This is a genomic window from Nocardia sp. NPDC051787 (genome assembly GCF_040681325.1).
GTDB lineage: Bacteria > Actinomycetota > Actinomycetes > Mycobacteriales > Mycobacteriaceae > Nocardia.
Genome location: NZ_JBFAYO010000004.1, coordinates 277,446 through 301,399, shown reverse-complemented (window position 1 = coordinate 301,399; position 23,954 = coordinate 277,446). Strand labels below are relative to the sequence as shown.

Here is a 23,954-nt window from a genome sequence, read left to right as displayed (position 1 = left end):
AACGGATCACGCTAGCCGGTGCGGGACGCGCGCCGGTGTGGGGCCGGCCTCAGTGTGCCGGGACCGACGGTGGTACCGGCTCGATCGGCAGCCGCAGCGCGCCGGGAGCCGCCGCGGGCACCGCGGGACGTGCGGGTGGCACCGGCGCGATACGCCGGTAGGCCGCGCCCAGTTCCGGCCGGGTATCGGGTTCGCCGCGGTTCGGCCAGAACGCCATCGCCCGCTCGGCCTGCGCGGTGATGGTCAGCGACGGGTTCACGCCGAGGTTGGCGGTCACCGCGGACCCATCCGCCACGTGCAGGCCGGGATGCCCGTAGACCCGCTGGTAGGGGTCGACCACGCCGGTCCGCGGACTGTCGCCGATGACGCATCCGCCGATGTAGTGGGCGGTGGCCGGAATGTTGAACACGTCCATGATCAGGCCGTGGGTATCCCCGTCGACCAACGCGGCGAACCGGCGGCCGATCTCGTGCGCCAGCGGGATCCAGGTCGGATTCGGCTCGCCGGTGCCCTGCCTGGTGCGCAGCAGCCCGCGGCTGCGGAACGAGGTCAGCGAGTTGTCCAGCGATTGCATGATCAGCAGGATCACCGACTTCTCCGACGCGTGCCGTGCGTTGAGGCTGCGCAGGAAGACCAGCGGGTGCAGCAGTATGGCCAGCAGGAAGCGCAGGAAACGGAACGCGCCGCCGTCCACGATCGGCACCGACATCGGGAACAGCGCGTTCTGCCCCTTGCCGTAGTGGCACACCTCGACGTGGGTGTCGGCCTCCGGGTGGATCGAGGAGGTGATCGCGATGCCCTCGGCGAAATCGCGGCGGGTGCGGCTGACCACGTTGAGGATCGCCTCGGAGTTGCTGCGGGTCAGCTCGCCGAGCCGGGGCGAAAGGTGCGGCAGCACCCCGTCGTCGCGCATCTTGTGCAGCAGCTTCTGGGTGCCCAGGGCGGCGCCGGCGAACACCACCTGCTCGGCGGTGAAGGTCCTGCGCTGCTTGCGGATCCAGCGGCCGGACCGCTCGGTGTCGACCGCGTAGCCGCCGCCGGACAACGGGCGGACGGTGGTGGCGGTGGTCAGCGGATGCACCTGCGCGCCCGCCTGCTCGGCCAGGTAGAGATAGTTGGTGGTGGTCGTGTTCTTGGCGTTGTGCGGGCAGCCGGTGAAGCAGCGCGCGCAGTGCACGCAACCGTTGCGGCGCGGGCCGGCGCCGCCGAAGTAGGGGTCGTCGACCTCAGCGCCCGGATCGCTTTCGTTGAAGAACACGCCGACTTCGGTCGGGTGGAAGGTGTCGGCGACGCCGAGGTCATCGGCGATCTCCTTGATCACCTCGTCGGCCGGGGTGGTGCGCGGATTGGGCGCGACGCCGAGCATGCGCTTGGCCTGGTCGTAGTACGGCGCGAGCTCCGCGCGCCAGTCGGTGACATGCGCCCACTGCCGGTCGGTGTAGAAGTTCGGCAGCGGTTCGTACAGCGTGTTGCCGTAGATCAGCGAACCGCCGCCGACGCCGGCGCCGGAGAACACGGCGCACTTGCCGAGCAGGCTGATCCGCTGCGGGCCGGTGAGGCCGAGGCGCGGGGCCCAGATCGATTTGCGCACATCCCAATTCGTGCGTGGGATGTCCTCCGGGTTCCACCGGCGACCGGCCTCGAGAACGCCGACCCGGTAGCCCTTCTCGGTGAGCCGCAGCGCGCTCACGCTGCCACCGAAGCCGGAACCGATCACTACCACGTCGTAGTCGAATGCGGACATTGCTTCCTCTCGCTCACCGGACCATACGGTGAGAAGTTTTTCTACTCATTCTGTCACGACCATGTTGTGGCGGAAAACATCGTCGCACGCGACCGGCCGCGCGGATATCCGAGAAATCGGCGCGTGGAGATGGCGAGGGTGGGGGTCGGTGGGGTATGCACGGGGTCGTGACAACCGAATCGGGTACCGCGGAACCTGAGGAACGCGCCGCCGCCGGGGCGGGGCGCGGCGTGTTCGCCGACCGCATCCTGACCGTGCCGAACGTGCTGAGCGTGCTGCGCCTGCTCGGCGTTCCGCTGTTCCTGTGGTTGCTGCTGATCGAGCGGGCCGATGGCTGGGCGTTCGCGCTCCTGGTCGCCAGCGGCGTCACCGACTTCCTGGACGGCAAGCTCGCGCGGCTGCTGGACCAGTCCTCCCGGCTGGGCGCGCTGCTGGATCCGTTCGTCGACCGCCTGTTTCTGGTGACCACGCTGGCGGCCTTCGTGATCCGCGGCCTGATCCCCTGGTGGGTGGCGGCGCTGCTGGTGGGACGCGACCTCGTGCTCACCGCGACGCTGTCGGTGTACAAGCGCCGCGAACTGCCCCCGCCCGAGGTGATCTATCTGGGCAAGGCGGCCACCTTCGCGCTGATGTCCGCGCTGCCGTGGCTGCTGGCCGGGCAGATGGACTGGGCGGCCGCCGGTTTCGGGCGGGCCTTCGGCGGGGCATTACTGATCTGGGGTACGGCGGTCTACCTGTGGACCGGCGTGCTCTATACCGGCAAAGCCATCGCCGTAGCAAGAGCGATACCGGCTGTGGGGCATCGGACGGCCTAGCCGATAGAGTTTGCGTGCAACGTTCAAACGAAAGGACGGCATGTGACCCAGACCCCCGAGGATCTGCGCTACACCGAGGAGCACGAGTGGGTTCGCCGGATCGCCCCGACCCGGGTTCGGGTGGGCATCACCGACTACGCCCAGTCTCAACTCGGTGACGTTGTGTTCGTGCAGCTGCCCGAGACGGACGCGGACGTGGCCGCCGCGGACAGCATCGCGGAGGTGGAGTCGACCAAGAGCGTGTCCGACATCTACGCGCCGTTGAGCGCGAAAGTCGTTGCGGTGAACGACAAGCTCAGCTCGGCGCCGGAGACGTTGAACACCGATCCTTACGGTGAGGGGTGGCTGTTCGAACTGGAGGTGAGCGATGCCGCGAGCCTCGACGTGACGCTCGGTGAACTGCTGGATGCCGCAGGTTATCAAGGAGTTATCGGGGGCTGAAGCAGCCTTCCCAGTTCTACCTGCACGGGTGCGGCCCGGCAGGGTACGGTCAATGCCAACAGATGCACCCGGCGGCTGTGCCGGGGATCTAGGGACTCGACGGCAGGTCGTGGTGCCAGAGGCATCACCTGCTTGCATGGATAATCAGGTTCGAGGAGGAGAGAAACGGTGAGCGAGAACAAAGACCCGGGTTACGGGGAGACCGCGGCCGAGACGACGTCGGTCTTCCGCGCGGATTTCCTGAACGAGGTCGACGCGTCGCGCGCCGGAGAGGTGACCGGCGAGCAGCCGGTCCAAGGGGTCGAGGGTCTGCCGGTCGGAGCGGCTCTCCTGGTCGTCAAGCGCGGCCCGAACGCGGGCTCGCGGTTCCTGCTGGATCAGCCGACCACGTCGGCGGGCCGCCACCCCGACAGTGACATCTTTCTCGATGACGTCACCGTCAGTCGTCGGCACGCCGAGTTCCGTCAGGACGACGATTCGTTCCAGGTCGTCGATGTGGGCAGCCTGAACGGAACATACGTGAATCGGGAGCCGGTGGACTCCTCGGAGCTGCAGAACGGCGACGAGGTGCAGATCGGCAAGTTCCGGCTGGTATTCCTCACCGGACCGCGCGCCCAGGTGACCGACTCGTCGGCGGGTGCGGGGAGTCTATGACAGCGCCGACGCTGGGTCTCACACCTCTGGAAAGGCTCGGGGTCATGAAAGACCTGGCGCGGTGACCGGTGCGGCGCAGTGGGCACGCGGAGGGATGTCGATCGGCTCCGTGCTCGACCTGCTGCGCCCCGAGTTTCCCGACGTCACCATCTCCAAGATCCGCTTCCTGGAAGCGGAGGGCCTGATCCGGCCGGAGCGGACGCCTTCGGGCTACCGCAGATTCTCCGTCGCGGATGTCGAACGGCTCCGGTTCGTGCTGACCGCGCAACGCGACCAGTATCTGCCGTTGAAGGTGATCAAGGAACAGCTCGAGGCAATAGACAGTGGTGCGGCGACGCTCGGCGTGCGGGAAGCCCGCGCCCGGGCGCACTCCGTGCGGACCGGAGAGACCGAGTCCGGGCACGTCTCGCCGGATGGCGAGCAGTCCACGCGGGGTTCCGACCGGGGCGCGCGCCCGGCCCCGGCGCCCCGGCGGCTGGGTGTCGTGCCGAACGAGATCTCCCCGGACGACCTGCGTTTCGATCACGAAATCCGGGTCACCCGGGCAGATCTGCTCGACCAGGCCGGGATCGATGACACTTTCCTGGGCGACCTCATCCGGGCCAACCTGATCACGCCGGGCCCGGCGGGGTACTTCGACGCCGACGCGGTGACGCTGGCCAAGACGGCCCGGGCGATGGCCGAATTCGGTTTGGAGGCGCGCCATTTGCGGGCGTTCAAGCTCGCGGCCGATCGGGAGGCCGCGCTCGTGGCGCAGATCGCCGCCCCGATCGCGAAGAGCCGCGACGCGGATGCCCGCGCCCGCGCGGAGGAGACGGTGCGCGAACTCGCCGCGCTGTCGCTGACATTGCACACCTGTCTGGTGAAGTCCTCGGTCCGGAGTTCGCTGGGGGGTTGACCCCTCGGCGGCTCGGGTTCCGGGTTTCGCCGACCCAACACGCTGATTTCGGCTGTGTAGACCGATCGCTGGACCGGTGCGGGTTCGCCTAGACTCGTGGTACGGCTAGCTCTGCAGCGGTCATGCCGGGCCGGCGGCGAGTATGGGAGGCAGTGCGATGAGCGAAATGCGCGTGATCGGCATCCGTGTCGAGCAGCCACAGAACCAGCCCGTGCTGTTGCTCCGTGAGGTGGCGGGCGACCGGTATCTGCCGATCTGGATCGGGCAGGCCGAAGCGACCGCGATCGTGCTCGAACAAGAGGGGGTGACTCCGATCCGCCCGCTGACGCACGATCTGATCAAGGTCCTGATCACCGAGCTGGGCCACACCCTCAAGGAGGTCAGGATCGTGGACTTGCAAGAGGGCACCTTCTACGCGGATCTGGTCTTCGAGAATGATCTGCGGATCTCGGCGCGGCCGTCGGATTCGGTTGCGATCGCCTTGCGGGTGGGTTGCCCGATCTACGCTGAAGAGTCGGTCCTCGAGGAAGCCGGCCTGGTCATGCCGGACGAGCGCGAGGACGAGGTGGAGAAGTTCAAGGAGTTCCTGGAGTCGGTGTCTCCGGACGACTTCAAGGCGACCGACAGCTGAAGTAGAGGTCGAGAGTTTTACCGCGCGTCGCGTTTGGCTGGACGACGCCGCTCCCTGGACAATCGGGGGAGTAATCTCGACAGTTGGGCCACGTCCGTTTCGGCCGAATCCGCACCGGTTCGGTCGGCGACGGAGCCGGGTCATCGATGAGGCTGGGAATGCGTCGGCGAAGCAAGGGAGTGGTCAGTGGCAGAGCAATCGCAGGATGTGGTACAGCCAGGCCTGTTCCCGGACGACTCGGTACCTGACGACCTGGTCGGCTATCGCGTCCCCAGTGCCTGCCAGGTGGCCGGGATCACCTACCGGCAGCTCGACTACTGGGCGCGCACCGGTCTGGTGGTGCCCTCCATCCGAAGCGCGGCGGGTTCGGGGAGCCAGCGGCTGTACTCATTCAAGGACATCCTGGTCCTCAAGATCGTCAAGCGGCTGCTCGACGCGGGCATCTCGTTGCAGAACATCCGCATCGCGGTCGATCATCTGCGCAGCCGCGGCGTACAGGACCTGGCGGGAATCACCCTCTTCTCCGACGGCACGTCGGTCTACGAGTGCACCTCGGCCGAGGAGGTCGTCGATTTACTGCAGGGCGGACAGGGCGTCTTCGGCATCGCCGTCAGCGGCGCGATGCGTGAGCTAACCGGCGCCATCGCGAATTTCCCCGCGGAACGCGCGTCGACGGTCACCGAACGACCCGAGGACGAGTTGTCGTTCCGCCGCAAGGCGCGGATGAACCGCAAGACGGGTTAGCCTCCGCGCCCGAGACAGGACGATCGACAGCGCTCCGACGGCCGGGCCAGGCGTGCAGCCTCCCGGCCGTGGTGCGGGGTAGTGCGGTCGCGGCGGAGGAAAGGGCCGCCACGGCAGCGAGGAGGGGGGGCGTCGTGCGGGCAGCCGATGACATCGCCGAGCTGGTCGGGACGATCGGCCGCATCAGCGCGTTCCCGACCGTCGACGAGCTGAACGAATTCGCCGACCTGCTTGCCGCCGATCATCCCGGCCGGGTGACGATCACCGAACTCGGGCGATCGCGCGGCGGTGATCCGATTCGCGAAGTACGGGTGGGATCCGGGCCGCGGCACATCCTGGTGCTGGGCAACCCGCACCCGAACGAGCCCATCGGCATGGCCACGATTCGCCATCTGCTCGGCAGGATGGTCACCGACGACGCCGCGACCTTGGGCGCCACCTGGCATTTCGTGCTCTGTGTCGACCCGGACGGGACCCGGCTGAACGAAGGGTGGTTCGCGGGCCCGCACACGAGGACCGGTGTGGCGCGCGGCTTCTACCGCCCGCCCGCGGCCGAACAGCCGGAATGGTGCTTTCCGACCGTGTGGCGCGGCCGGTCCGTCGGCGTCCCGCTGCCGGAGACGAAAGCCATGATGGCGCTGATCGACCGTACCCGGCCCGCGCTGATCGCGTCGCTGCACAACGCCGAGTTCGGCGGCGGGTTCTTCTACACCTCCGGCGGCGATGCCGAGTACTGGTCGGCGCTCACCGATCGGCTCTCGGTGGCGGACGTCCCGATCTACCACGGCGAACCGGACGCGCCGGGCGCTCGCACGCTGGCGCAGGGGGTCTTCGAGCTGCCGCTGTTCGGCGCGATGGCCGACCTGCTCGCGGCGAAAGGCCTCGACGCGGTCACCGCGCTGGGCGGGGGCGGCTGCCGGGACTACACGGCGCGCTACGGCTCGGCCATTCTGGTCTGCGAGTTGCCACTCTGGGTCGACGAGCGAATCGGCGACGGATCCGCGGGCGACCGTGTGCTCGGTGACCTGCTGGACGCCACCGCGGCCGACTACCGAGCCATGGCCGAGGTCGCCGCCGGCGTGCTCGCGCGAGTGACCGGCCGATTGAGCGGCCGCAGCCCGTTCGAGCGGTCGGTGCGCGCGTTGGTCGCCGGACTGCCCGGTCTTGCGGTGAGCAAACAGGCTGTGCCGGAACGGAATCGGATCGCGACCAGGGGCGAGATCTTCGTCGAGCAGTACGACTGGACCGCGATGCTGCGCCTGCGGTTGGGCGGGATGCTGCTGCGGCTGCTCGACGACGAATACCGCCGCGACGCCGCCCCCGCGCTGGTCACTGAACGCGACCGGTTCGCCGCGGTATTCGAGCAGTGGTGCGCCGACGTCGAGCAGAACGCGCCGGGCGTCGCGGTGCCCCTGGAGCGCCTGGTGCGGATCCAGTCGGAATCGATCCTGCTCGCGGCAACCAGGCTGCGTGACGGCCTGCCGATCTGACGCCCAGAACCCAGCCAGGTACCCGGCGCAGGACCTGAACGCAACTTCCGCGGCACCCGACTGGTACGGCCTGAAGACGCGGAAAGGTGGACAGCATAAACTGACGGTGCGTCGCCGCCGTGCGGGAGAGTCCCGGTCTCGAAGCGAGTCCGGGCGCCGAAGGAGCAGCACCTCCCCGTCAATCTCTCAGGCAACAGGGACCGTGCGGGCTTCGGCGCCTCTGGAAAGCGGTGGCTTCGAGCCGCCCGCCCATGGGGAAAGGGTCTCGGCCACCGGTCGCGGCACCCGAATCTCTCAGGCGCCACGACAGAGGGGGAGGGCCGGTACCCGTCGACCGCGCGGTCGACCCGACCCGACCTTGGGAGCTGTTGTGACTCGCTCATTCGCCGACCGCCATATCGGACCCGACCGGGAGGAACTAGCCCGGATCCTCGATGTCGTCGGCGTGCCGTCGCTCGACGAACTGGCGGACAGGGCACTGCCCGCCAGCATCCTGGACGGTGACGGCCTGACCGGACTGCCCCCGGCGGCCACCGAGCACGAGGCGCTCGCCGAACTCGCGGAACTCGCACAGAGCAACATCGTGGCCACCTCGATGATCGGCCTCGGGTACTACGACACGCTCACCCCGCCGGTGCTGATGCGCAACCTGCTGGAGAATCCGGCCTGGTACACCGCCTACACCCCGTACCAGCCGGAGATCAGCCAGGGCAGGCTCGAGGCGCTGCTCAACTTCCAGACCATGGTGTCGGAGCTGACCGGAATGGACGTCGCGAACGCTTCCATGCTGGACGAGGCGACCGCCGCCGCTGAGGCGATGACGCTGCTGCGTCGCGCAGGCAGAGCCAAGTCCGCGCGGCTGCTCATCGATACCGATCTGTTCCCGCAGACCAGGACGGTGCTGTACACCAGGGCCGAGCCGCTGGGCCTGGAGATCGTCGAAGCCGACCTGTCCACCGGCGTGCTGCCCGACGGCGAGTTCTTCGGTGTGCTGGCGCAGACACCAGGGGCCTCCGGCCGCGTCGTGGACCGGACCGGCATCATCACGGCGGCGCACGAGCGTGGCGCGCTCGTCGCGATCGGCGCCGACCTGCTGGCGATGACGCTGATCACGCCGCCGGGTGAGCAGGGCGCCGACGTGTGCTTCGGCACCACCCAGCGCTTCGGCGTCCCGCTCGGCTTCGGCGGCCCGCACGCCGGATACCTCGCCGTACGTCAGGCGCAGGCCCGCCAGCTGCCCGGTCGCCTGGTCGGCGTCTCGGTGGACGCCGACGGCGACATCGCCTACCGGCTCGCGCTACAGACGCGTGAGCAGCACATTCGCCGGGAGAAGGCGACCTCCAACATCTGTACCGCGCAGGTGCTGCTGGCCATCGTGGCCGCGATGTACGCCGCCTACCACGGCGCCGACGGCCTGCGCGCCATCGCTCGCCGGGTGCACGGGCACGCCGCGGCGATCGCACGCGGGCTCGACGGCGCGGTTGTGCACGACAGTTTCTTCGACACGGTGCTCGCGCACGTGCCCGGCGGCGCCGAAGCCGTGGTGGCGAAAGCGAAGTCACGCGGGATCAACCTGCGCCTGGTCGACGCCGACCACGTCGGCATCGCCTGCGACGAGGCGACCACCGACGCGCATATCGCGGCCGTGCTCGAATCCTTCGGTACCGCGGTGTCGTCCGAGCCGGGGGCGCCCGCACCGGTCGCCGCGATCGAGAACCGCACTTCGGAGTACCTGACCCATCCGGCGTTCACGAAATACCACACCGAGACGGCCATGCTGCGCTATCTGCGCTCGCTGGCCGACAAGGACATCGCCCTGGACCGCAGCATGATTCCGCTCGGCTCCTGCACGATGAAGCTCAACGCCACCGCGGAGATGGAAGCGATCACCTGGCCCGGCTTCGCCCGCGTGCACCCGTACGCTCCGGTGGAGGACGCACCCGGTCTGCTGCGGGTGATCGCGGACCTGGAATGCTGGCTGTCGGACATCACCGGCTACGACTCGGTGAGCTTGCAGCCCAACGCGGGCAGTCAAGGCGAGTACGCCGGACTGCTGGCCATCCGCCGCTACCATCTCGACCGCGGCGACACCCATCGCGACACCTGTCTCATCCCGTCCAGCGCGCACGGCACCAACGCGGCGTCGGCGGCCATGGCCGGGCTGCGCGTCGAGGTGGTGAAGTGCCGCGACAACGGGGACGTCGACTTGGACGACCTGCGCGCCAAGATCGCCGACCACGCCGACCGGCTGGCCTGCATCATGATCACCTACCCGTCCACGCACGGCGTGTACGAGCACGAGGTCGCCGAGTTGTGCGCGCTGGTGCACGACGCGGGCGGCCAGGTCTACGTCGACGGCGCCAACCTCAATGCTTTGGTGGGTCTGGCCAGGCCCGGCCGGTTCGGCGGCGACGTGAGTCACCTGAACCTGCACAAGACGTTCTGCATCCCGCACGGCGGCGGCGGTCCCGGTGTCGGCCCGGTCGCGGTCCGTGCGCACCTGGCGCGCTACTTGCCCGGCGATCCGCTGGAAGCGGGGTCGCACGCCGTGTCGGCGGCGAAGTACGGGTCGGCGTCGATCCTGCCGATCACCTGGGCCTATATCCGCATGATGGGCGCGGACGGGCTGCGCAGGGCCACGTTATCGGCGATCGCGTCGGCGAACTACATCGCGCGGCGGCTCGACGAGTACTTCCCGGTGCTCTACACCGGTGAGCACGGCATGGTGGCGCACGAGTGCATCCTGGACCTGCGTGATATCACCAAGCAGACCGGCGTCACGGTCGACGATGTGGCCAAACGTCTCGCGGACTATGGATTCCACGCGCCGACCATGAGCTTCCCGGTGGCGGGCACGCTGATGGTGGAGCCCACCGAGAGCGAAAACCTCGCCGAGCTGGACGACTTCATCGAGGCGATGATCGCCATCCGCGCGGAGATCGACCAAGTAGCCACAGGCGTGTGGCCGGTGACCGACAACCCGCTGCGCGGCGCGCCGCACACCGCGGCATCGCTGGTGGGGGAGTGGGAGCACCCCTACAGCCGAGAAGTCGCCGTCTATCCGCGCGGCCTAGGCCACGCCAGGGCGAAGGTGTGGCCACCGGTGCGCCGGATCGACGGTGCGTACGGCGACCGAAACCTGGTGTGCTCGTGCCCGCCGCTGGAGACGTACGCGGACTGAGTCCGGCAGACCCCACCTCGAGTTGTGGTGCCCACCGTATCCCTTCGAGACCGGCCGCTACGGTTGATCACCTGCCGGCGCCCACCCGCCGCGGCCGGGCCCGCCCGCATTGCGCCAGTACCCCTGCATCGCAAGCCGGACAACAAATTTCACCCGCGCCAGGCGGATCTCGACGCGAACCGCGTCGACCTCTACTGTGACCATCAATGCCTCTCGCGCTACGCACGGCACCCCGGTCAAGATCCGCCAAGTCCGACGAACGGGGGTGCCGCGCACCCGATCTCGTCGTCACCTTGACTTGCAGACCATCCCGATCAACCCCCAACTGACGCCGACCACCCCACCGGCAACCACGATGACAGCTCAGCCGCCGTGATCGTCATTCCTGGTGACGCTCAACACCGGGTCGCCTGGGGGCACCGACCAAAGACGGATTCCAGAAACGCCACCGACTCAGCTCGCACGAATCGCCGAGGCTAGCTTCCTCTTTCGTCGTGTCGGTAGTAACTGCTCGTGATCAGGGTTCCAACTGTAAGCCTGTGCCAGCTACGAGGTTGTTCCTGCTGCCGGCTGCTGGTGATGCCATTCAGCGGTCGCGCGCGTTCGGCTCTGAGTGGAGGTGGCGGCCCGAGCGGGCAGAGCAGACATGCAGGGTCTGCCCAATTTGATGGCCGAATGCCGTGGTTACCTCAGGCTCATTGGCAACGCCCCTGATAAACCACCCTCGACGTGCACCGATTCTTCGAGGTCGTCAAAGCGGAAGTCGCGGGCTGCGACACGATCTCGTTCGTGGTGGGCTATCTGGTCGACATCACTGCCTGTCATGCCTATAGACCTGTGCTGTGATCTACGATACGCTATCTATGCGCACAGAATGTGCGCATAACGCACATGGAGGTGTGCATGGCGTCAGAAGTCTGCAAGCCGCTTGCGGGGATGTTGGTGGTCGAGGTCGGTGCTCGGCCCGCCGTCGGTGCGTGCGGGTCGCTACTGCGCGACCTCGGGGCGCGTGTCGTCGTGGCCGAGGATGAGTGCAGCGCGACAGCCGCGACCCGTCCGGTACGCCTTGCCGGCAAGGAGAGCGTCCGTGCGACAGCGACGGCGATCGAGCAGTTGCTCGACGTGGCCGACATCGCTATCACGAGCTCAGATACCACCGCGACTGTCGCCTTCCCCGAGCGCCGTAACTGCCAGGTGCGCTGTGACATCACCGCGTTCGGCGGGTCCGGCCCGCTCAGCGGTATCGCAGCTAGCGAAGCCCTGGTGCAGGCATGGGCAGGCACGGCGGAGGTGACCGGCCGCCGTGACGGTCCGCCGCTGGTGACTCCCGCGCCGCTGCTGGAAATGGAGGCAGGTGCGTACGCCGCCGCCGCCGTTCTCGCTGCCATTCGCGTGCTTCGTCGGCACGGCATCGGTCAGGAGATCGACATCGCCCTCTACGACGTCGGCGTCAATGCGTTGGCGGCGTTTCTACCCCTGGCTTTCGCGGGACGTGAGGCCAGCCGCGATGGCAACCGGCATGCGATCCTCGCTCCCTGGAACAGCTACCCGACCCGGGACGGCTGGGTGATGGTGTGCGCCCCGACCGACGACCAGTGGCGGCGGCTGTGCGATGTGGTCGGCGCGCCCGAGGCTGCCGTGTCACTCGATCTTGCCACCTCTGGTGGCCGCCTCGAGCACCTCGAGCAGATCGACGGCATCGTCAGCGCGTGGACTCGGGACCGCACTGTCGCCGAGTGCTTGGATGCACTGGCAGCGGCCGGGATACCGAGCGGGCCGATTATCGATATCGACGACCTCGAGCACGAGCCCAACCTGCGACACCGTGGCATGGTGGTCCGTGCCACCGACCCGCAGAACTCAGTCGGGGTCCTGGTGCCGGGACCTCTTCTCGGGGAACGGGTTCAGACTGCGCCTGCGATCCCGCCGTACGGTGCTACCGAACTTGCGGAGACGTATCGAGCACCGCGACGCGGAACGGCTGACGGAACTACCACCTTCGGTGGATTCCCCCTCGCGGGCATTCGAGTGATCGAGATCGGGATGAACACGGTCGCACCTCTCGCCGGTCGCCAGCTCGGCGCACTCGGAGCCGACGTGATCAAGATCGAGCCTCCTACCGGCGACGTCAACCGGTCCAACGCCCCTTTTCGGGAAGGTGCCGGCACCTACATTTTCGCCGTCAGCAACACCGACAAGCGCGGCATGGTCCTCAACTTGCGTGATCCTGAGGACGCCCGCACACTCCACGCCCTGTTGTCGACTGCGGACGTGCTGATCGAGAATCTCAAACCGGGCTCCTTGGGCCGTCTCGGCTTCTCCGCCGAGGACCTGCGGCGAGAGCATCCGGGGCTTGTCTACTGCTCCATGACCGGATTCGGACATGACTCGGCGTACAACGGTAGACCGGCGCTGGACACCGTCGTCCAGGCCATGTCAGGAATAATGGCGGCGACCCGGCAGGGCGGCATGCCGACCAAAGCGGGGATCTCGGTCGCCGACCAGCTCGGTGGCCAGGTCGGCCTGGTTGCCGTGCTCGGCGCGCTCCTCGCCCGCGACGCAGATGGCTCCGGAACTCGGCTGGACATCGCGATGCAAGACGCAACCGTGTGGGCGGGCCAGCACATCTGGAACGGCGCCTCCCCCGAGCCGTGCGAGATCATCGGCGCCGCCGACGGTCACGTGGCCGTTGTCGGGCTGGACCGCGCCCACATCGCGGCGGTGCTCGGCGTCGGGGAAAACGAGCTCGACACAACGACACGTGCTCTCACGAGGGATGAGCTCGTTGCCGCAGTTGACCCCACATTGACCCGGATCGCTCCTGTGCGGACTGTCGTCGAGGTCATCGAGGCCGACCAGACTGCGGCACGAGGACTGCTGGTGTCCCGGCCGACGATCGACGGCGACGCGTGGACAGTCCTCGAGTCGCCGCTTCGCCTTGCCGCCACTCCTGCGCGGGTGCGAACCGCGATGCCACGGCTCGGCGTCGTCGACATCGCACTTCACGCCGAGCTGACAGCGGCGCACGCCACCTCGGCCGAGCGCGCTGGTATCAGGGCAGGTGCCTGATGCCTGACTACCAACGTCTGTCACTGCTTCGCGACGCCGCCGCTGTAGTCGGCGTCGGTGATACCGACTACTATCGGGACAACGTCGCGGTCCGTGCCGGTGCGCCACCCACAGACTCTTACGGGTACGCCGCCAGCGCTCTGCGTGCAGCACTGGACGATTCTGGGCTGCGGCTCTCCGACATCGACGGCTTGATCGCCGGGCCGCCGCTGGCCATCGAACGCCTCGGTGAGGTACTCGGCCTTGATACGACCTGGGCCGATCAGGCAGACGCGGCGAGCGCCGTAGTCAAGGGCGCAATGGCGCTGCATGCAGGGCTCGCTGAGTGTGTCGCGTTGGTCTATGGAAACGACCAGCGTGCCGCCGGAACTCAGTACGGCGGGCCGTCGGCGGTAAGCACGGATAAGCACCTGGCCTACCGCTATTTCGCGCCATGGGGGCTGACATCACAGGGAGCCCTCTACGCGCTGATGGCGAACGCGTACATGGCCGATCACGGGCTGTCCGAAGCCGAACTCGGCGGCTACGTTGTGGCGCAGCGACAATATGCCGAACTCAACCCCCATGCCGTACTACAACGGCCACTCGGTCTCCAGGACTATCTGGCGGCGCCCACGATCTGCGACCCACTGCGAAGGCACGACTACTGCCTGATCAACGACGGAGGCGTCGCGCTCATCATGACGACGACCGAGCGCGCGGCGACGCTGAATGCGAGACCGGTCAGCGTGCGCGGGATCGGGCGCAGTGACCAGAACGAACGCTCGACCAGCCTCGCTCCGAGGCTGCTCGACTTCTATCTGCCATCGCATCGGAAGGCGGCGTCACAGGTGTACGAGATGGCTGGCATCGGCCCCCAGGACGTCGGCGCCGTTCAAATTTACGACAGCTTCAGCATTCATGTTCCGGTGGCTCTCGATGGATTCGGGTTCTGCCCGCCTGGTGATCCGGGCGCACTTGTCCGTGAAGGTGCCCTCGGGCCTGGCAGACGGTTGGCGGTCAACACCTCTGGTGGTCATCTCGCCGAAAGCTACATGCAGGGCTGGAATCTCCAGGTCGAGGCGGTCCGGCAGGCACGCGGCGACGCTGGCGACCGCCAAGTGCCCGATGCCCGACACACGCAGTTCATTTCCGACGTCGCAGGCAAGACGACGAGCATCGTGTATGCGGGAGCAACGGCATGACCGCCTCGGCGCGTCCACCCCGCGTGCGGGGATGGTACGAGGATAAGCTCTGGGAGTTCGTGGCGGAGGGCGAGTTGCGGCTCCCGGAGGACCCCGTCACCGGGGAACTGGTATTTCCACCCGCAGCGGTCGCCCCGAGGACACTCGAACCCGCCGTTCGGTGGCGAAAGCTGTCCGGAGCGGGAGAGCTGGTGGCATGGACGGTCTTCCGGCGGCCGTACTTTCCCATGATTCCAATCCCTTACACGGTTGTCGTAGTTCGCAGCGCAGAGGGCCCTATGTTCGCGGGACATCTCGGCGGTGACCAGAGCGCCCGACTTCGGCACGGCATGCCGATGCGTCTCGTCTTTGAACACGCCGACCTGGAAGCGCAGCCGACGCAGATCTTCAACTGGGTCCCTGCTTCGGGCCCTCCCATCGAAACATCACACGATCTAGAAGGAGAACGATGACCACTGCCGCACCCAACCAGTCCACGGAAACCCACTTGCTCACGCGCGGAAGAGATTTCGATGTCGCTGGCCGAGTAGTGATCATCACCGGTGGTGGCCAGGGGATCGGCCGCGAGTACGCGCGGCAGTTCGGCGCCGCGGGTGCAATTCCCGTGATCGCCGAGATCAACCAGGAAGCAGGCGAGAGCGTCGCCGCCGAGATCACGGCGGCAGGGGGCACGGCGTGCTTTGTCCAGGTCGACGTCTCCGACGCAGACTCGGTCGCGAACCTCGTCGAGCACGCCATATCCAAGTTCGGTCGGATCGATGCGTTGGTGAACAACGCCGCGATTTTCTCCAGCCTCACCATGCGGCCCTTCGATGAGATCCCGATCGACGAGTGGCGCGCTGTCCTCGATGTCAACGTCACGGGGACCTTCCTGTGCGCCCGCGCGGTCGCCCCTGCTATGCGCCAGGCACGCTGGGGGCGGATCATCAACATTGCCTCGGGCGCCGTCCCACTCGGCGTACCGAACTACCTCCACTACGTGGCATCGAAGGCGGCGGTGGCCGGCTTGACCAACTCGCTGGCGCGCGAACTCGGACCGTCGGGAATCACAGTTAATGCGGTGCAGCCGGGCGGGACATTCCACGAGGTCCCTCGAGAGACGGTCACCGAGGCGGGCAAGGCGCGATTGATCGAGAAGCAATGCATTCCGCGGGAAGAGATTCCGGCCGATCTGGCCGGAATGGTCATCTTCCTCTGCTCGCCCGCCGCTGAGTTCGTCACCGGCCAGACACTGGTCGTCGATGGCGGCCTCACCCACAAGTAACCGCTCGCAAGACCACCAGGAGACCACATGACCCATACAATGACGCCGCGAACCCGCGGCTTCGACCTTTGGATCGAAGGTCAGCCGCGTCCGGCGTCGTCCGCGGCTACCTTCGACCGGATCAATCCTTACGACGGCTCGATCGCCGGGACGTATGCCAACGCCGATGCTGTGGACGCTGAATCGGCGATCCGGGTTGCCCGTGCCGCCTTCGACACCGGTGTTTGGCCGCGGAGCACCAGTCGCACCCGACACGATGTGCTGATGAGGGTTGCCCGGCTGGTCGAGGAACACGCGCCCGAAATGGCGATGCTGATGGTCATCGAGTCCGGCAAGCCGATCAGCCTCGCCCGCGGTGAGGTGGTCGGGGCGGTGCGGACACTCGAGTACTACGCCGGGCTGGCGCTGAGCGACGAAGGCACCGCCGTTACCGATCGGAACCACTCCGCACTCGGCCTCGTGATCAAGGAGCCGGTCGGAGTGGCCGGGCTGATCACTGCGTGGAACTTCCCGCTGCTCGGCCTGGTCAACAAGGCGGCACCGGCGCTGGCTGCCGGATGCACTGTGGTGGCGAAGCCCTCGCCGCTGTGCTCCGGCCCGTCGGTGCTGTTCGCGGAGCTGTTGAGCCGGGCCGGTCTTCCGGACGGCGTCTTCAATCTGCTGACGTCCGATATCGAGGGTGGGGCAGTCGTCGGTGCGCACTTGGCGGCATCGGATCTGGTCGACAAGATCGCGTTCACTGGCTCCACGGGCAGTGGCCGCGCGGTCCTCGCCGCCTCTGCAGGAAACGTCAAACGAGTCTCGCTCGAGCTCGGTGGTAAGTCGGCGAATATCGTCTTCGCCGATGCGGACCTCGATGAAGCCGCCTCCACGGCGATCACCGCTTTCTGTTTCAACAGCGGCCAGCAATGCTCGGCTGGCTCGCGGTTGCTCGTCCAGCGTGAGATCTACGAAGACTTCGTTGCGATGGTGGTCGAGCAGGCTGCCAAGCAGCGGCTCGGTGATCCCTCGGTTGAGGACACCACGATGGGTCCGCTGATTACCCCCGCGCAATACGACCGCGTCGCCGGTTACATCGAGACGGGATTCGAGGAGGGCCGGCTGGTCTATGGCGGGCTGAGCGCGCCGGTCCCGCCGGATGGCGTCGGGCGGTTCGTGCCGCCGACCGTGTTCGCGGACATCGACAATGCTTCCCGGCTCGCGCAGGAGGAGGTCTTCGGCCCGGTGCTGGCCGTGATCTGCTTCGAGGACGAGCGCGACGCGGTGAGGATCGCCAACGACACGCGGTACGGCCTCGCTGGTGGTGTGTGGACATCCGACGTGAGCCGGGCGTTCCGGGTCGCGAAGGCGCTGCGAACCGGCAAGGTATTTGTCAACGCCTACAACACCGCCGGCATCGACGATATGCCGCACGGTGGCTACAAGGAGAGCGGATTCGGGCGGGAGTTCGGCCGGGCCGGTCTCGACGAGTTCGTCGAGCTGAAGACGGTGCAAGTGAAGCTATGAACATTGCGGAATGGCTGAGAGCGGCCGCCCGGGACCGAGGTGGGGCCGTGGCGGTGCTCGACGGTACGGATCCCTTGTGGACGTATGACGAGCTCTTGGATCGGTGCCGCAGTGCCGCTGCCGTGCTTCGTGGCCGGTTCGACATCCGCCCCGGCGATCGCGTCGTCTTGTGTGCGCGCAATCAACCCGACTACTTGGTTGCGATGCTCGCCGTGTGGTGGGCAGGTGCCGTGGTGGTGCCGGTCAACGTCAAGCTCCACCACCGTGAGATCGCCAGCGTTGCCGCGGACTTCGAGGCTGCGCTGCTACTGGTCGACGAGGACTTCCCGGCAGGGGAGGTCCGTAACCAGACGTCGGTCGAGCGACTGCGGAATCTCGCCACCGGCGGTGTCGAGACCGTCGACGATGGACCGCAATCACGTGCCGACACCGACCTTGCCTGGGTGTTCTGTACCTCCGGAACCACCGGGCCGCCCAAAGGCGCCATGCTCACCCATGGCAACCTGTGTGCGACATCGATGAGCTATCTTGCCGACGTTTCGAGCGTGGATCCCGACCGGCACTACCTCTACGCTGCGCCGATGTCCCACGGGGCTGGTCTGTACGCACCGGTCCACGTCCTCGCGGGTGCTCGGCATGTCTTCCCGCGCTCGCGCCGGTTCGACAGCGTCGAGGTGCTCAGCCTCGCCGCGAGGCTCGGCAGCATGTCGCTGTTCGCTGCGCCGACCATGGTGCGCCGAATGGTGCGGGCCGCACGCGAGCACCGCGGGCTCGGATCCGGCCTCCACACCGTCGTCTACGGTGGCGGACCGATGTACCTCAGCGATATCCACCAGGCGCTGCGGACCTTTGGACCCTGCCTCGTTCAGATATATGGCCAGGGTGAGAGCCCGATGACAATCTGTGCGCTACGCAAGGAGCAGCACGTCCACTCTGACCAGCAGACGCTGGATGTCCGGTTGTCCTCGGTCGGTACGCCACATGCCGTCGTGTCGGTGCGCGTCGTCGACGAGGCGGGTCGTCCATTGGCGACCGGACAGACTGGAGAGATCGAGGTTTGCGGCCCGACCGTGATGGCGGGCTACTGGAACGACCCTCAGTCCACCGAACGCGCGCTGCGCGACGGTTGGCTGCGCACGGGTGATCTCGGCTCCTTCGACGATGCTGGCTACCTGACTCTGCGAGGGCGATCGAAGGAGGTCATCATCACCGGCGGTTCCAACGTCTATCCCCGCGAGGTCGAGGATGTGCTGCTGCGGCACCCGGGGGTGGACGAGGCTGCTGTAGTGGGATTGCCCGACGACGAATGGGGTGAGGTTGTCGTCGCTGTCGTGACGGCGACCGAGGGATCGGGGGTCGAGCCTGCGGAGCTCGACGCCCACTGCCTCGGGGAGCTTGCGCGCTTCAAACGTCCACGGCGCTACGTGCTGCGGTCCGATCTCCCCAAGAACGCCTACGGGAAGGTCCTCAAGACGGCCTTGGTGGAAGAGCTGACCGCATCTCCAACTGACTGATCGGAGAAATCCCATGACCTACGAAGACATCTGTTACGACGTTGACCAACGCGTCGCAACTATCACTTTCAACCGGCCGCACCGGCTCAACGCATTCACGGCACAGACCTACCTCGAGGTGACCGACGCCGTAAACCGCGCGGCATGGGACCGCGAGATCGGAGTGATCGTCCTGACCGGGGCCGGTAACCGCGCGTTTGGCGTCGGCGGGGATTCCGCTGTCAGCAAGGGCGACCGCGTCGGCACCGGCGTCGGCATCGTCGGCAACGGCGTGGAGTTCCTGCAGACGGCCATCCGGGATGCCCCGAAGCCGGTCATCGCCAAGGTGCGGGGGTACGCGATCGGCAGCGCGAACGTGCTGGTGACCTTGTGCGACCTTGCTATCGCCAGCGAGACCGCCGTTTTCGGGCAGGCCGGGCCGAAAATGGGGTCGGTCGACCCGGGTTTCGGTACCGCACTCCTAGCACGAGTCGTCGGCGAGAAAAAGGCGCGCGAGATCTGGTACCTGTGCCGCAAGTACTCCGCTCGCGAGGCCCTCGAGATGGGCCTGGTCAACGCGGTCGTTTCCGACGACGAGCTGGACGAGGAGGTGCGCATCTGGTGCGCGGAGATCAACGCCAAAAGTCCTACCGCACTCGCGCTCGCTAAGCGTTCATTCAATGCCGACACCGAGCACATCCGTGGTATCGGGCAGCTCGCCTTCCAGGGGTTGGCGCTGTATTTGCGTACCGACGAGTCCCGGGAGGGCGGCAACGCGCTGCGTGAAAAGCGCACTCCGGATTTCCGGGCGGCCATGCCGTGAACCACACGTCGACCCGGGACGTAGTCAGTTTCATCGACAACGACCACGTGCTCAATCTCGCCATGGCCCTGCTCCAAGGCCGCGACGCCACAACCGTTAGGGCATTCGAGGACTTCCTTCGCCCCGAGCGGCTCGACGTTGACCTGGTCTTCGACACCCCGCCCCTTGACGGCGTCGACCTGGTGGGCCCACCGACGACCTACGGCGATGTCGGAAACCCGCCGCCGAATACCACAGTCCTGGTGGTACGGCGAACACCGGTGACGGCCGAGCTGATGGCGGGGCTACCGCTGCTGCGCCACGTGCAGAAGCTGGGCGATCAGGCCGACACAGTGGACCTGGCGTGGGCGGCGGCGAACGGCGTCACCGTCGAGTGCGTTCCGCGACCATCGTTGGAGGCGACCGCCGAGCATACGGTGCTACTGATGCTCGCGCTCGTGCATGGTCTGCGCGCCGCCGATCGGGCGGCGCGGACACCGAGCGATACAGGGGGTACCGAGCCAGGCTACAACTGGGCGGGGCTTGCGGATTTGGGCACGCTGCAGGGGCGGACGGTCGGCCTGATCGGGCTCGGCGAGGTCGGCGTTCGCGTCGCTCGCCGACTCTGCGCCCTCGGCGTGCACGTCCACTACTGGTCACGTGCCCGGCGCAGCCCGGAAGTGGAGAGGCAGCTCGGCGTCACCTGGCGCGACCGAAATCAGCTGTTGGCCGAATCGGACCTGATCTCGCTCCATGTACCGGGTACGCCGGCGAACAGGGCACTGGTCGACGGCGACTTCCTTCGTCGCATGCGCCCTGACGCGTTTCTTGTGAACGTAGCGCGCGGGTCGCTGATCGACGAGGCCGCCCTGATCCGCGCGCTCCGCGAACGTCACATACGGGGAGCGGCCCTCGACGTCCACGCGAAGGAACCGCGCCCACCGGCCGACCCGATGCTCGCGATGGAGGATGTCATCCTCACCCCCCACATTGCGGGCGGTCTGCGGTCCCACGCACTCGCCGAGGTCCGGACTGTCGCGCAGGGCGTTATACGGTCACTCAATAGCGTCCGAGAAGGCCGCCCATGAGCGTTGATGACCGTCTCCCATACGCCTCCGAGATCGACCTCACCAACTGGATCCGAAAAGGGGACCTCGTGGCTTGGAGCCAGGGTGCCGCCGAACCGGTCTCGCTCGTAGAGCGGCTTCTCGAGCAGCGTCACGCCATTGGTGAGTTTCGCGTGCTGCTCGGGACCAGCTACGCGGGCCTGGTGACTCCGGCCCACGCCGACGTCATCAGCTTCATAGGCTTCGGTGCCGTTGGTGGTAGCACCCAGCAGCTGGCTGCGCAGCGCCGGCTCGGAGTGATACCCGTGAATCTCTCGGAGGTACCGCGACTATTGCGCAACGGCAGAGTTCGCGTCGATGTCCTGGTGCTGCAGGTAAGCAACAACGGCGGCAAGGAGTACAGGCTCGGCGCCGTCAATGGCTATGTGCACGAAGCGATCGCGCAGGCACGAACAGTTATTGCGGAGGTCAACACCAACGCACCATGGCCCACCTCGTCCACCGTGCTGCCGGCCGACGCGTTCTCTCTCATGGTGCAGTCGAACCGGCCGCTCGTCGAGGTCCGTGAGCGGGAACCGACGCCGGAGGACCGCGAGATCGCCCGCCGTGTCGCGCAGCACATCGGTGACGGCGCCACCCTGCAACTCGGTATCGGCGGCGTACCGGCTGCAGTGGCGACGCTTCTCACAGACCGAAAGCACCTCGGCTTGCACTCCGGCGTGATAGGCGACAGTGTGCTGGCGCTGCTGCGTAGCGGTGCCATCGACAACAGTCGAAAGACCCGGGACCACGGCGTCAGCGTCACCGGTCTGCTTGCCGGAACCTCCGACCTGTACGATTTCGCCGACCACAATCCGGCGCTGCGGATCGAGCCCGTCACCTACACGCACGATCCCGCGGTGCTGGCATCGATGCCGTCGTTCACGGCGATCAACTCCGCCCTCGAGGTCGACCTCACCGGGCAGGTGGGCGCCGAAGTCGCCCACGGCAGCTACATTGGAACGATCGGCGGGCAGGCCGACTTCGCTCGCGGCGCGCTCGCCAGTCCCGGCGGCTGCTCGATTATCGGCCTACCGGCGAGGACGCGCCGTACCCAGGAGCCGAGGATCGTGCCATTGCTGCGCTCGGGGATTGTGTCCACACCACGGTCGGAGGCAGACGTGGTGGTGACCGAGTACGGGGCCGCTCATCTTCGGGGAGCAACCCTCGAACAACGGGTCGAGCGGATGATCGCAATCGCACATCCGGAGGACCGGTCGCGGCTACGCGAGGAGGCAACGCGGTTGGTCGGCACCCACTAACAGACGCTCAGGGCAGCATCCGGCCGATCGCCCGGACATTGCGCGCGAGTTTGGCCGCGATGTCGGAGTCCGGCGCGAGGATCGACTGGGGCTCCGGACACGAGATACCGATAGCGGCGACCGGTTTCCCGCCCGGAGCCACGATCGCCGCTGCGAGTCCCACCACGCCCGGAATCGCTTCACTGCGGCTGATGGCGACGCCGTCGTTGGCCTTGGTCTCGGCGAGGATCTCCTTGACGGACGCGTGGCGGTCGGTGCCGATCGCGGCGTCCACCTCACTCTCGTCGAGGACGGCCAGGATGCTGCGACCGGTGGCAGTGCGCTCGAGGGGGAACAAATCGCCGGAACTAATGACTAGGTCCAGTGGCGCCGTGGGCGTCCAGATCCGCTCGACCACGGCCGAGACGTCACCGACCGCAATCGAGAGGTTCACCGTGATCGGCGAGTCCACGAGCTCCCTCATCTGCAAGTCCAACATGTACGGTAGCGCCAGGCGGCGTACCAACAGCGACTCGGTGTAGCGGGTCGCCATCAACACCGTTTGCGGACCAAGTCGATAGCTTCCGTTGCTCTCCACCACCGCGTTGTGGCACTTGAGCGTTTTGAGGAGGCGGTGGGCGACAGTGCGATCGAGGCCGCCGCGCTTTGCCACTTCCTGCACGGTCAAAGGCTCCGACGAGTGGCCCAGGACATCGAGTACCGCGAAGGCCCGGTCGACCGACTGCACACCGGAGCGGCGGGTCTGCTGTCGGTTCTCGTCATTGTCGATGGTCGTCATGACCTACCTCCCAGATCGTAAGCACAATACGTGCGCAATACGCACATTATATCTATGCTCGCGCCATGATCCTTCACATTCTCGACGGTGGAACCATTGACATTCGAGACTGGTCGGCGTTCGACCCGTCGGCGCCGCCTGGTCGCTCACGCTCGCTCTCCGATCCCTGCTTCCTGATCGTGCATGAGAACGGCGTACTGCTGTGGGACACAGGCCTCCCGGACTCCGCGCGCAGCAGACCGGACGGCATGCCGGTCGGTGACCGTGCGGTCTTCCATGTCGAGCGTGCGCTAAGGGACGAGCTCGCCGATCTGGGATTCACACCTGACGATGTGGATTTGGTCGGGCTCTCGCACCTGCACCGCGACCACGTGGGCAATCTTGCGCTGTTCGGTAACGCCACGTTGCTGGTGCAAGACGACGAGCTGGAAGTGGCGACGGGCCCGCGCGCCAACGCGATGGGCTACGACCCGCAGGCATGCATCGCGGCCGTGGCGATGAAGAAGGTGCAGTTGCACGGAGACCATGACGTGTTCGGTGACGGCAGCGTGGTGGTGTTGCGGTTTCCGGGACACACGATAGGCAGCCAAGCCCTCCTGGTGCGTCTGTCGGAGACCGGGCCCGTCCTGCTCTCGGGCGACCTGGCGCACTCGCGGGCGAATTGGCGGTCACGGGCGGTTCCGGCGCTCAATATGGACGCTGAACGGACCGTGGCGAGCCTTGAGGCGGCCGATCGACTCGCGGTGTCCGAGGGTGCCCAGATCTGGGTCCAGCACGACCGCGCGCAGATGGAGGCGCTGCGCAGGACGGCCCCATTTCGTTGAACCACTTGACAGTGACATGCATCACGGATGACGATAGGCGGGTGAATAGAGCACAAAATGTGCGTAAT

20 protein-coding genes and 1 riboswitch are annotated in these 23,954 nt (G+C 67.0%); of the genes, 18 read left to right on the top strand and 2 right to left on the bottom strand.

Translation table 11 applies throughout. The annotated features are described in order from the left end of the window. Positions 1-49: 49 nt before the first annotated feature. On the bottom strand, positions 50-1,744 hold the full coding sequence (locus AB0M45_RS06625) for a GMC family oxidoreductase (protein WP_364323614.1): 1,695 nt from the start codon (positions 1,742-1,744) through the stop codon (positions 50-52). A gap of 230 nt (positions 1,745-1,974) precedes the next feature. On the opposite strand from AB0M45_RS06625, the gene AB0M45_RS06620 reads away from it, so the two are divergent. The 17 genes from AB0M45_RS06620 (at position 1,975) to AB0M45_RS06540 (ending at position 22,284) form a co-directional block, all read left to right on the top strand. After that, positions 1,975-2,559: a CDP-alcohol phosphatidyltransferase family protein gene (locus tag AB0M45_RS06620; RefSeq protein WP_364323685.1), complete on the top strand. Its 585-nt coding sequence runs from the start codon at positions 1,975-1,977 to the stop codon at positions 2,557-2,559. 42 nt (positions 2,560-2,601) lie between these two features. Next, positions 2,602-3,000 carry a glycine cleavage system protein GcvH gene (gene gcvH / locus AB0M45_RS06615; protein WP_364323612.1) on the top strand — a complete coding sequence of 133 codons (399 nt, stop codon included), beginning with the start codon at positions 2,602-2,604 and terminating at the stop codon, positions 2,998-3,000. A gap of 168 nt (positions 3,001-3,168) precedes the next feature. Further along, positions 3,169-3,654, top strand: a complete 486-nt coding sequence (locus tag AB0M45_RS06610) for an FHA domain-containing protein (RefSeq protein WP_040777937.1) — start codon at positions 3,169-3,171, stop codon at positions 3,652-3,654. A 94-nt stretch (positions 3,655-3,748) separates the two neighbouring features. Further along, on the top strand, positions 3,749-4,552 hold the full coding sequence (locus AB0M45_RS06605) for a MerR family transcriptional regulator (RefSeq protein WP_364323609.1): 804 nt from the start codon (positions 3,749-3,751) through the stop codon (positions 4,550-4,552). 157 nt (positions 4,553-4,709) lie between these two features. After that, positions 4,710-5,183, top strand: coding sequence for a bifunctional nuclease family protein (locus AB0M45_RS06600; RefSeq protein ID WP_040777944.1), 474 nt, complete (start codon positions 4,710-4,712; stop codon positions 5,181-5,183). A gap of 186 nt (positions 5,184-5,369) precedes the next feature. Continuing rightward, a complete protein-coding gene (locus AB0M45_RS06595) occupies positions 5,370-5,927 on the top strand; it encodes a MerR family transcriptional regulator (RefSeq protein ID WP_067479230.1) in 558 nt (185 codons plus the stop codon). Positions 5,928-6,061: 134 nt separating this feature from the next. Then, positions 6,062-7,417 carry a M14 family zinc carboxypeptidase gene (locus AB0M45_RS06590; RefSeq protein ID WP_364323607.1) on the top strand — a complete coding sequence of 452 codons (1,356 nt, stop codon included), beginning with the start codon at positions 6,062-6,064 and terminating at the stop codon, positions 7,415-7,417. A 112-nt stretch (positions 7,418-7,529) separates the two neighbouring features. Continuing rightward, positions 7,530-7,630, top strand: a riboswitch (glycine riboswitch). A gap of 157 nt (positions 7,631-7,787) precedes the next feature. Then, complete coding sequence (gene gcvP, locus AB0M45_RS06585) at positions 7,788-10,598, top strand: aminomethyl-transferring glycine dehydrogenase (RefSeq protein WP_364323605.1); 2,811 nt, start codon at positions 7,788-7,790, stop codon at positions 10,596-10,598. A gap of 903 nt (positions 10,599-11,501) precedes the next feature. Further along, a complete protein-coding gene (locus AB0M45_RS06580; protein WP_364323604.1) occupies positions 11,502-13,667 on the top strand; it encodes a CoA transferase in 2,166 nt (721 codons plus the stop codon). Between the two features lie 191 nt (positions 13,668-13,858). Beyond that, on the top strand, positions 13,859-14,851 hold the full coding sequence (locus AB0M45_RS06575; protein ID WP_364323602.1) for a thiolase family protein: 993 nt from the start codon (positions 13,859-13,861) through the stop codon (positions 14,849-14,851). Further along, positions 14,848-15,303 carry an OB-fold domain-containing protein gene (locus AB0M45_RS06570; protein WP_364323600.1) on the top strand — a complete coding sequence of 152 codons (456 nt, stop codon included), beginning with the start codon at positions 14,848-14,850 and terminating at the stop codon, positions 15,301-15,303. The genes AB0M45_RS06575 and AB0M45_RS06570 overlap by 4 nt, the downstream gene beginning before the upstream one ends. Continuing rightward, complete coding sequence (locus AB0M45_RS06565; RefSeq protein WP_364323598.1) at positions 15,300-16,115, top strand: glucose 1-dehydrogenase; 816 nt, start codon at positions 15,300-15,302, stop codon at positions 16,113-16,115. The genes AB0M45_RS06570 and AB0M45_RS06565 overlap by 4 nt, the downstream gene beginning before the upstream one ends. Before the next feature lie 27 nt (positions 16,116-16,142). After that, entirely contained in the window at positions 16,143-17,621 is a 1,479-nt protein-coding gene (locus AB0M45_RS06560) for an aldehyde dehydrogenase family protein (protein WP_364323596.1), read from the top strand. Then, positions 17,618-19,135 (top strand): AMP-binding protein, encoded by a 1,518-nt coding sequence (locus AB0M45_RS06555; RefSeq protein ID WP_364323594.1) that lies wholly within the window; start codon positions 17,618-17,620, stop codon positions 19,133-19,135. Before AB0M45_RS06560 ends, AB0M45_RS06555 begins: the two co-directional genes overlap by 4 nt. A gap of 13 nt (positions 19,136-19,148) precedes the next feature. After that, positions 19,149-19,937 carry an enoyl-CoA hydratase-related protein gene (locus AB0M45_RS06550; RefSeq protein ID WP_364323592.1) on the top strand — a complete coding sequence of 263 codons (789 nt, stop codon included), beginning with the start codon at positions 19,149-19,151 and terminating at the stop codon, positions 19,935-19,937. Then, a complete protein-coding gene (locus AB0M45_RS06545; RefSeq protein ID WP_364323590.1) occupies positions 19,934-21,004 on the top strand; it encodes an NAD(P)-dependent oxidoreductase in 1,071 nt (356 codons plus the stop codon). The genes AB0M45_RS06550 and AB0M45_RS06545 overlap by 4 nt, the downstream gene beginning before the upstream one ends. Then, entirely contained in the window at positions 21,001-22,284 is a 1,284-nt protein-coding gene (locus AB0M45_RS06540; RefSeq protein WP_364323588.1) for an acetyl-CoA hydrolase/transferase C-terminal domain-containing protein, read from the top strand. The genes AB0M45_RS06545 and AB0M45_RS06540 overlap by 4 nt, the downstream gene beginning before the upstream one ends. Positions 22,285-22,291: 7 nt before the next feature. On the opposite strand, the gene AB0M45_RS06535 is transcribed toward AB0M45_RS06540, so the two are convergent. Beyond that, positions 22,292-23,062, bottom strand: coding sequence for an IclR family transcriptional regulator (locus tag AB0M45_RS06535; protein ID WP_364323586.1), 771 nt, complete (start codon positions 23,060-23,062; stop codon positions 22,292-22,294). Between the two features lie 65 nt (positions 23,063-23,127). On the opposite strand from AB0M45_RS06535, the gene AB0M45_RS06530 reads away from it, so the two are divergent. Continuing rightward, a complete protein-coding gene (locus AB0M45_RS06530; RefSeq protein WP_364323584.1) occupies positions 23,128-23,886 on the top strand; it encodes an N-acyl homoserine lactonase family protein in 759 nt (252 codons plus the stop codon). Positions 23,887-23,954 lie beyond the last annotated feature (68 nt).

Bases quoted from the DNA above. Each gene is read 5' to 3' on its own strand.
- AB0M45_RS06535 (WP_364323586.1), bottom strand. From the start codon at position 23,062: ATGACGACCATCGACAATGACGAGAACCGACAGCAGACCCGCCGCTCC.
- AB0M45_RS06600 (WP_040777944.1), top strand. From the start codon at position 4,710: ATGAGCGAAATGCGCGTGATCGGCATCCGTGTCGAGCAGCCACAGAAC.
- AB0M45_RS06550 (WP_364323592.1), top strand. From the start codon at position 19,149: ATGACCTACGAAGACATCTGTTACGACGTTGACCAACGCGTCGCAACT.
- AB0M45_RS06625 (WP_364323614.1), bottom strand. From the start codon at position 1,744: ATGTCCGCATTCGACTACGACGTGGTAGTGATCGGTTCCGGCTTCGGT.
- AB0M45_RS06560 (WP_364323596.1), top strand. From the start codon at position 16,143: ATGACCCATACAATGACGCCGCGAACCCGCGGCTTCGACCTTTGGATC.
- AB0M45_RS06540 (WP_364323588.1), top strand. From the start codon at position 21,001: ATGAGCGTTGATGACCGTCTCCCATACGCCTCCGAGATCGACCTCACC.
- AB0M45_RS06580 (WP_364323604.1), top strand. From the start codon at position 11,502: ATGGCGTCAGAAGTCTGCAAGCCGCTTGCGGGGATGTTGGTGGTCGAG.
- AB0M45_RS06565 (WP_364323598.1), top strand. From the start codon at position 15,300: ATGACCACTGCCGCACCCAACCAGTCCACGGAAACCCACTTGCTCACG.
- AB0M45_RS06605 (WP_364323609.1), top strand. From the start codon at position 3,749: ATGTCGATCGGCTCCGTGCTCGACCTGCTGCGCCCCGAGTTTCCCGAC.
- AB0M45_RS06530 (WP_364323584.1), top strand. From the start codon at position 23,128: ATGATCCTTCACATTCTCGACGGTGGAACCATTGACATTCGAGACTGG.
- AB0M45_RS06570 (WP_364323600.1), top strand. From the start codon at position 14,848: ATGACCGCCTCGGCGCGTCCACCCCGCGTGCGGGGATGGTACGAGGAT.
- AB0M45_RS06555 (WP_364323594.1), top strand. From the start codon at position 17,618: ATGAACATTGCGGAATGGCTGAGAGCGGCCGCCCGGGACCGAGGTGGG.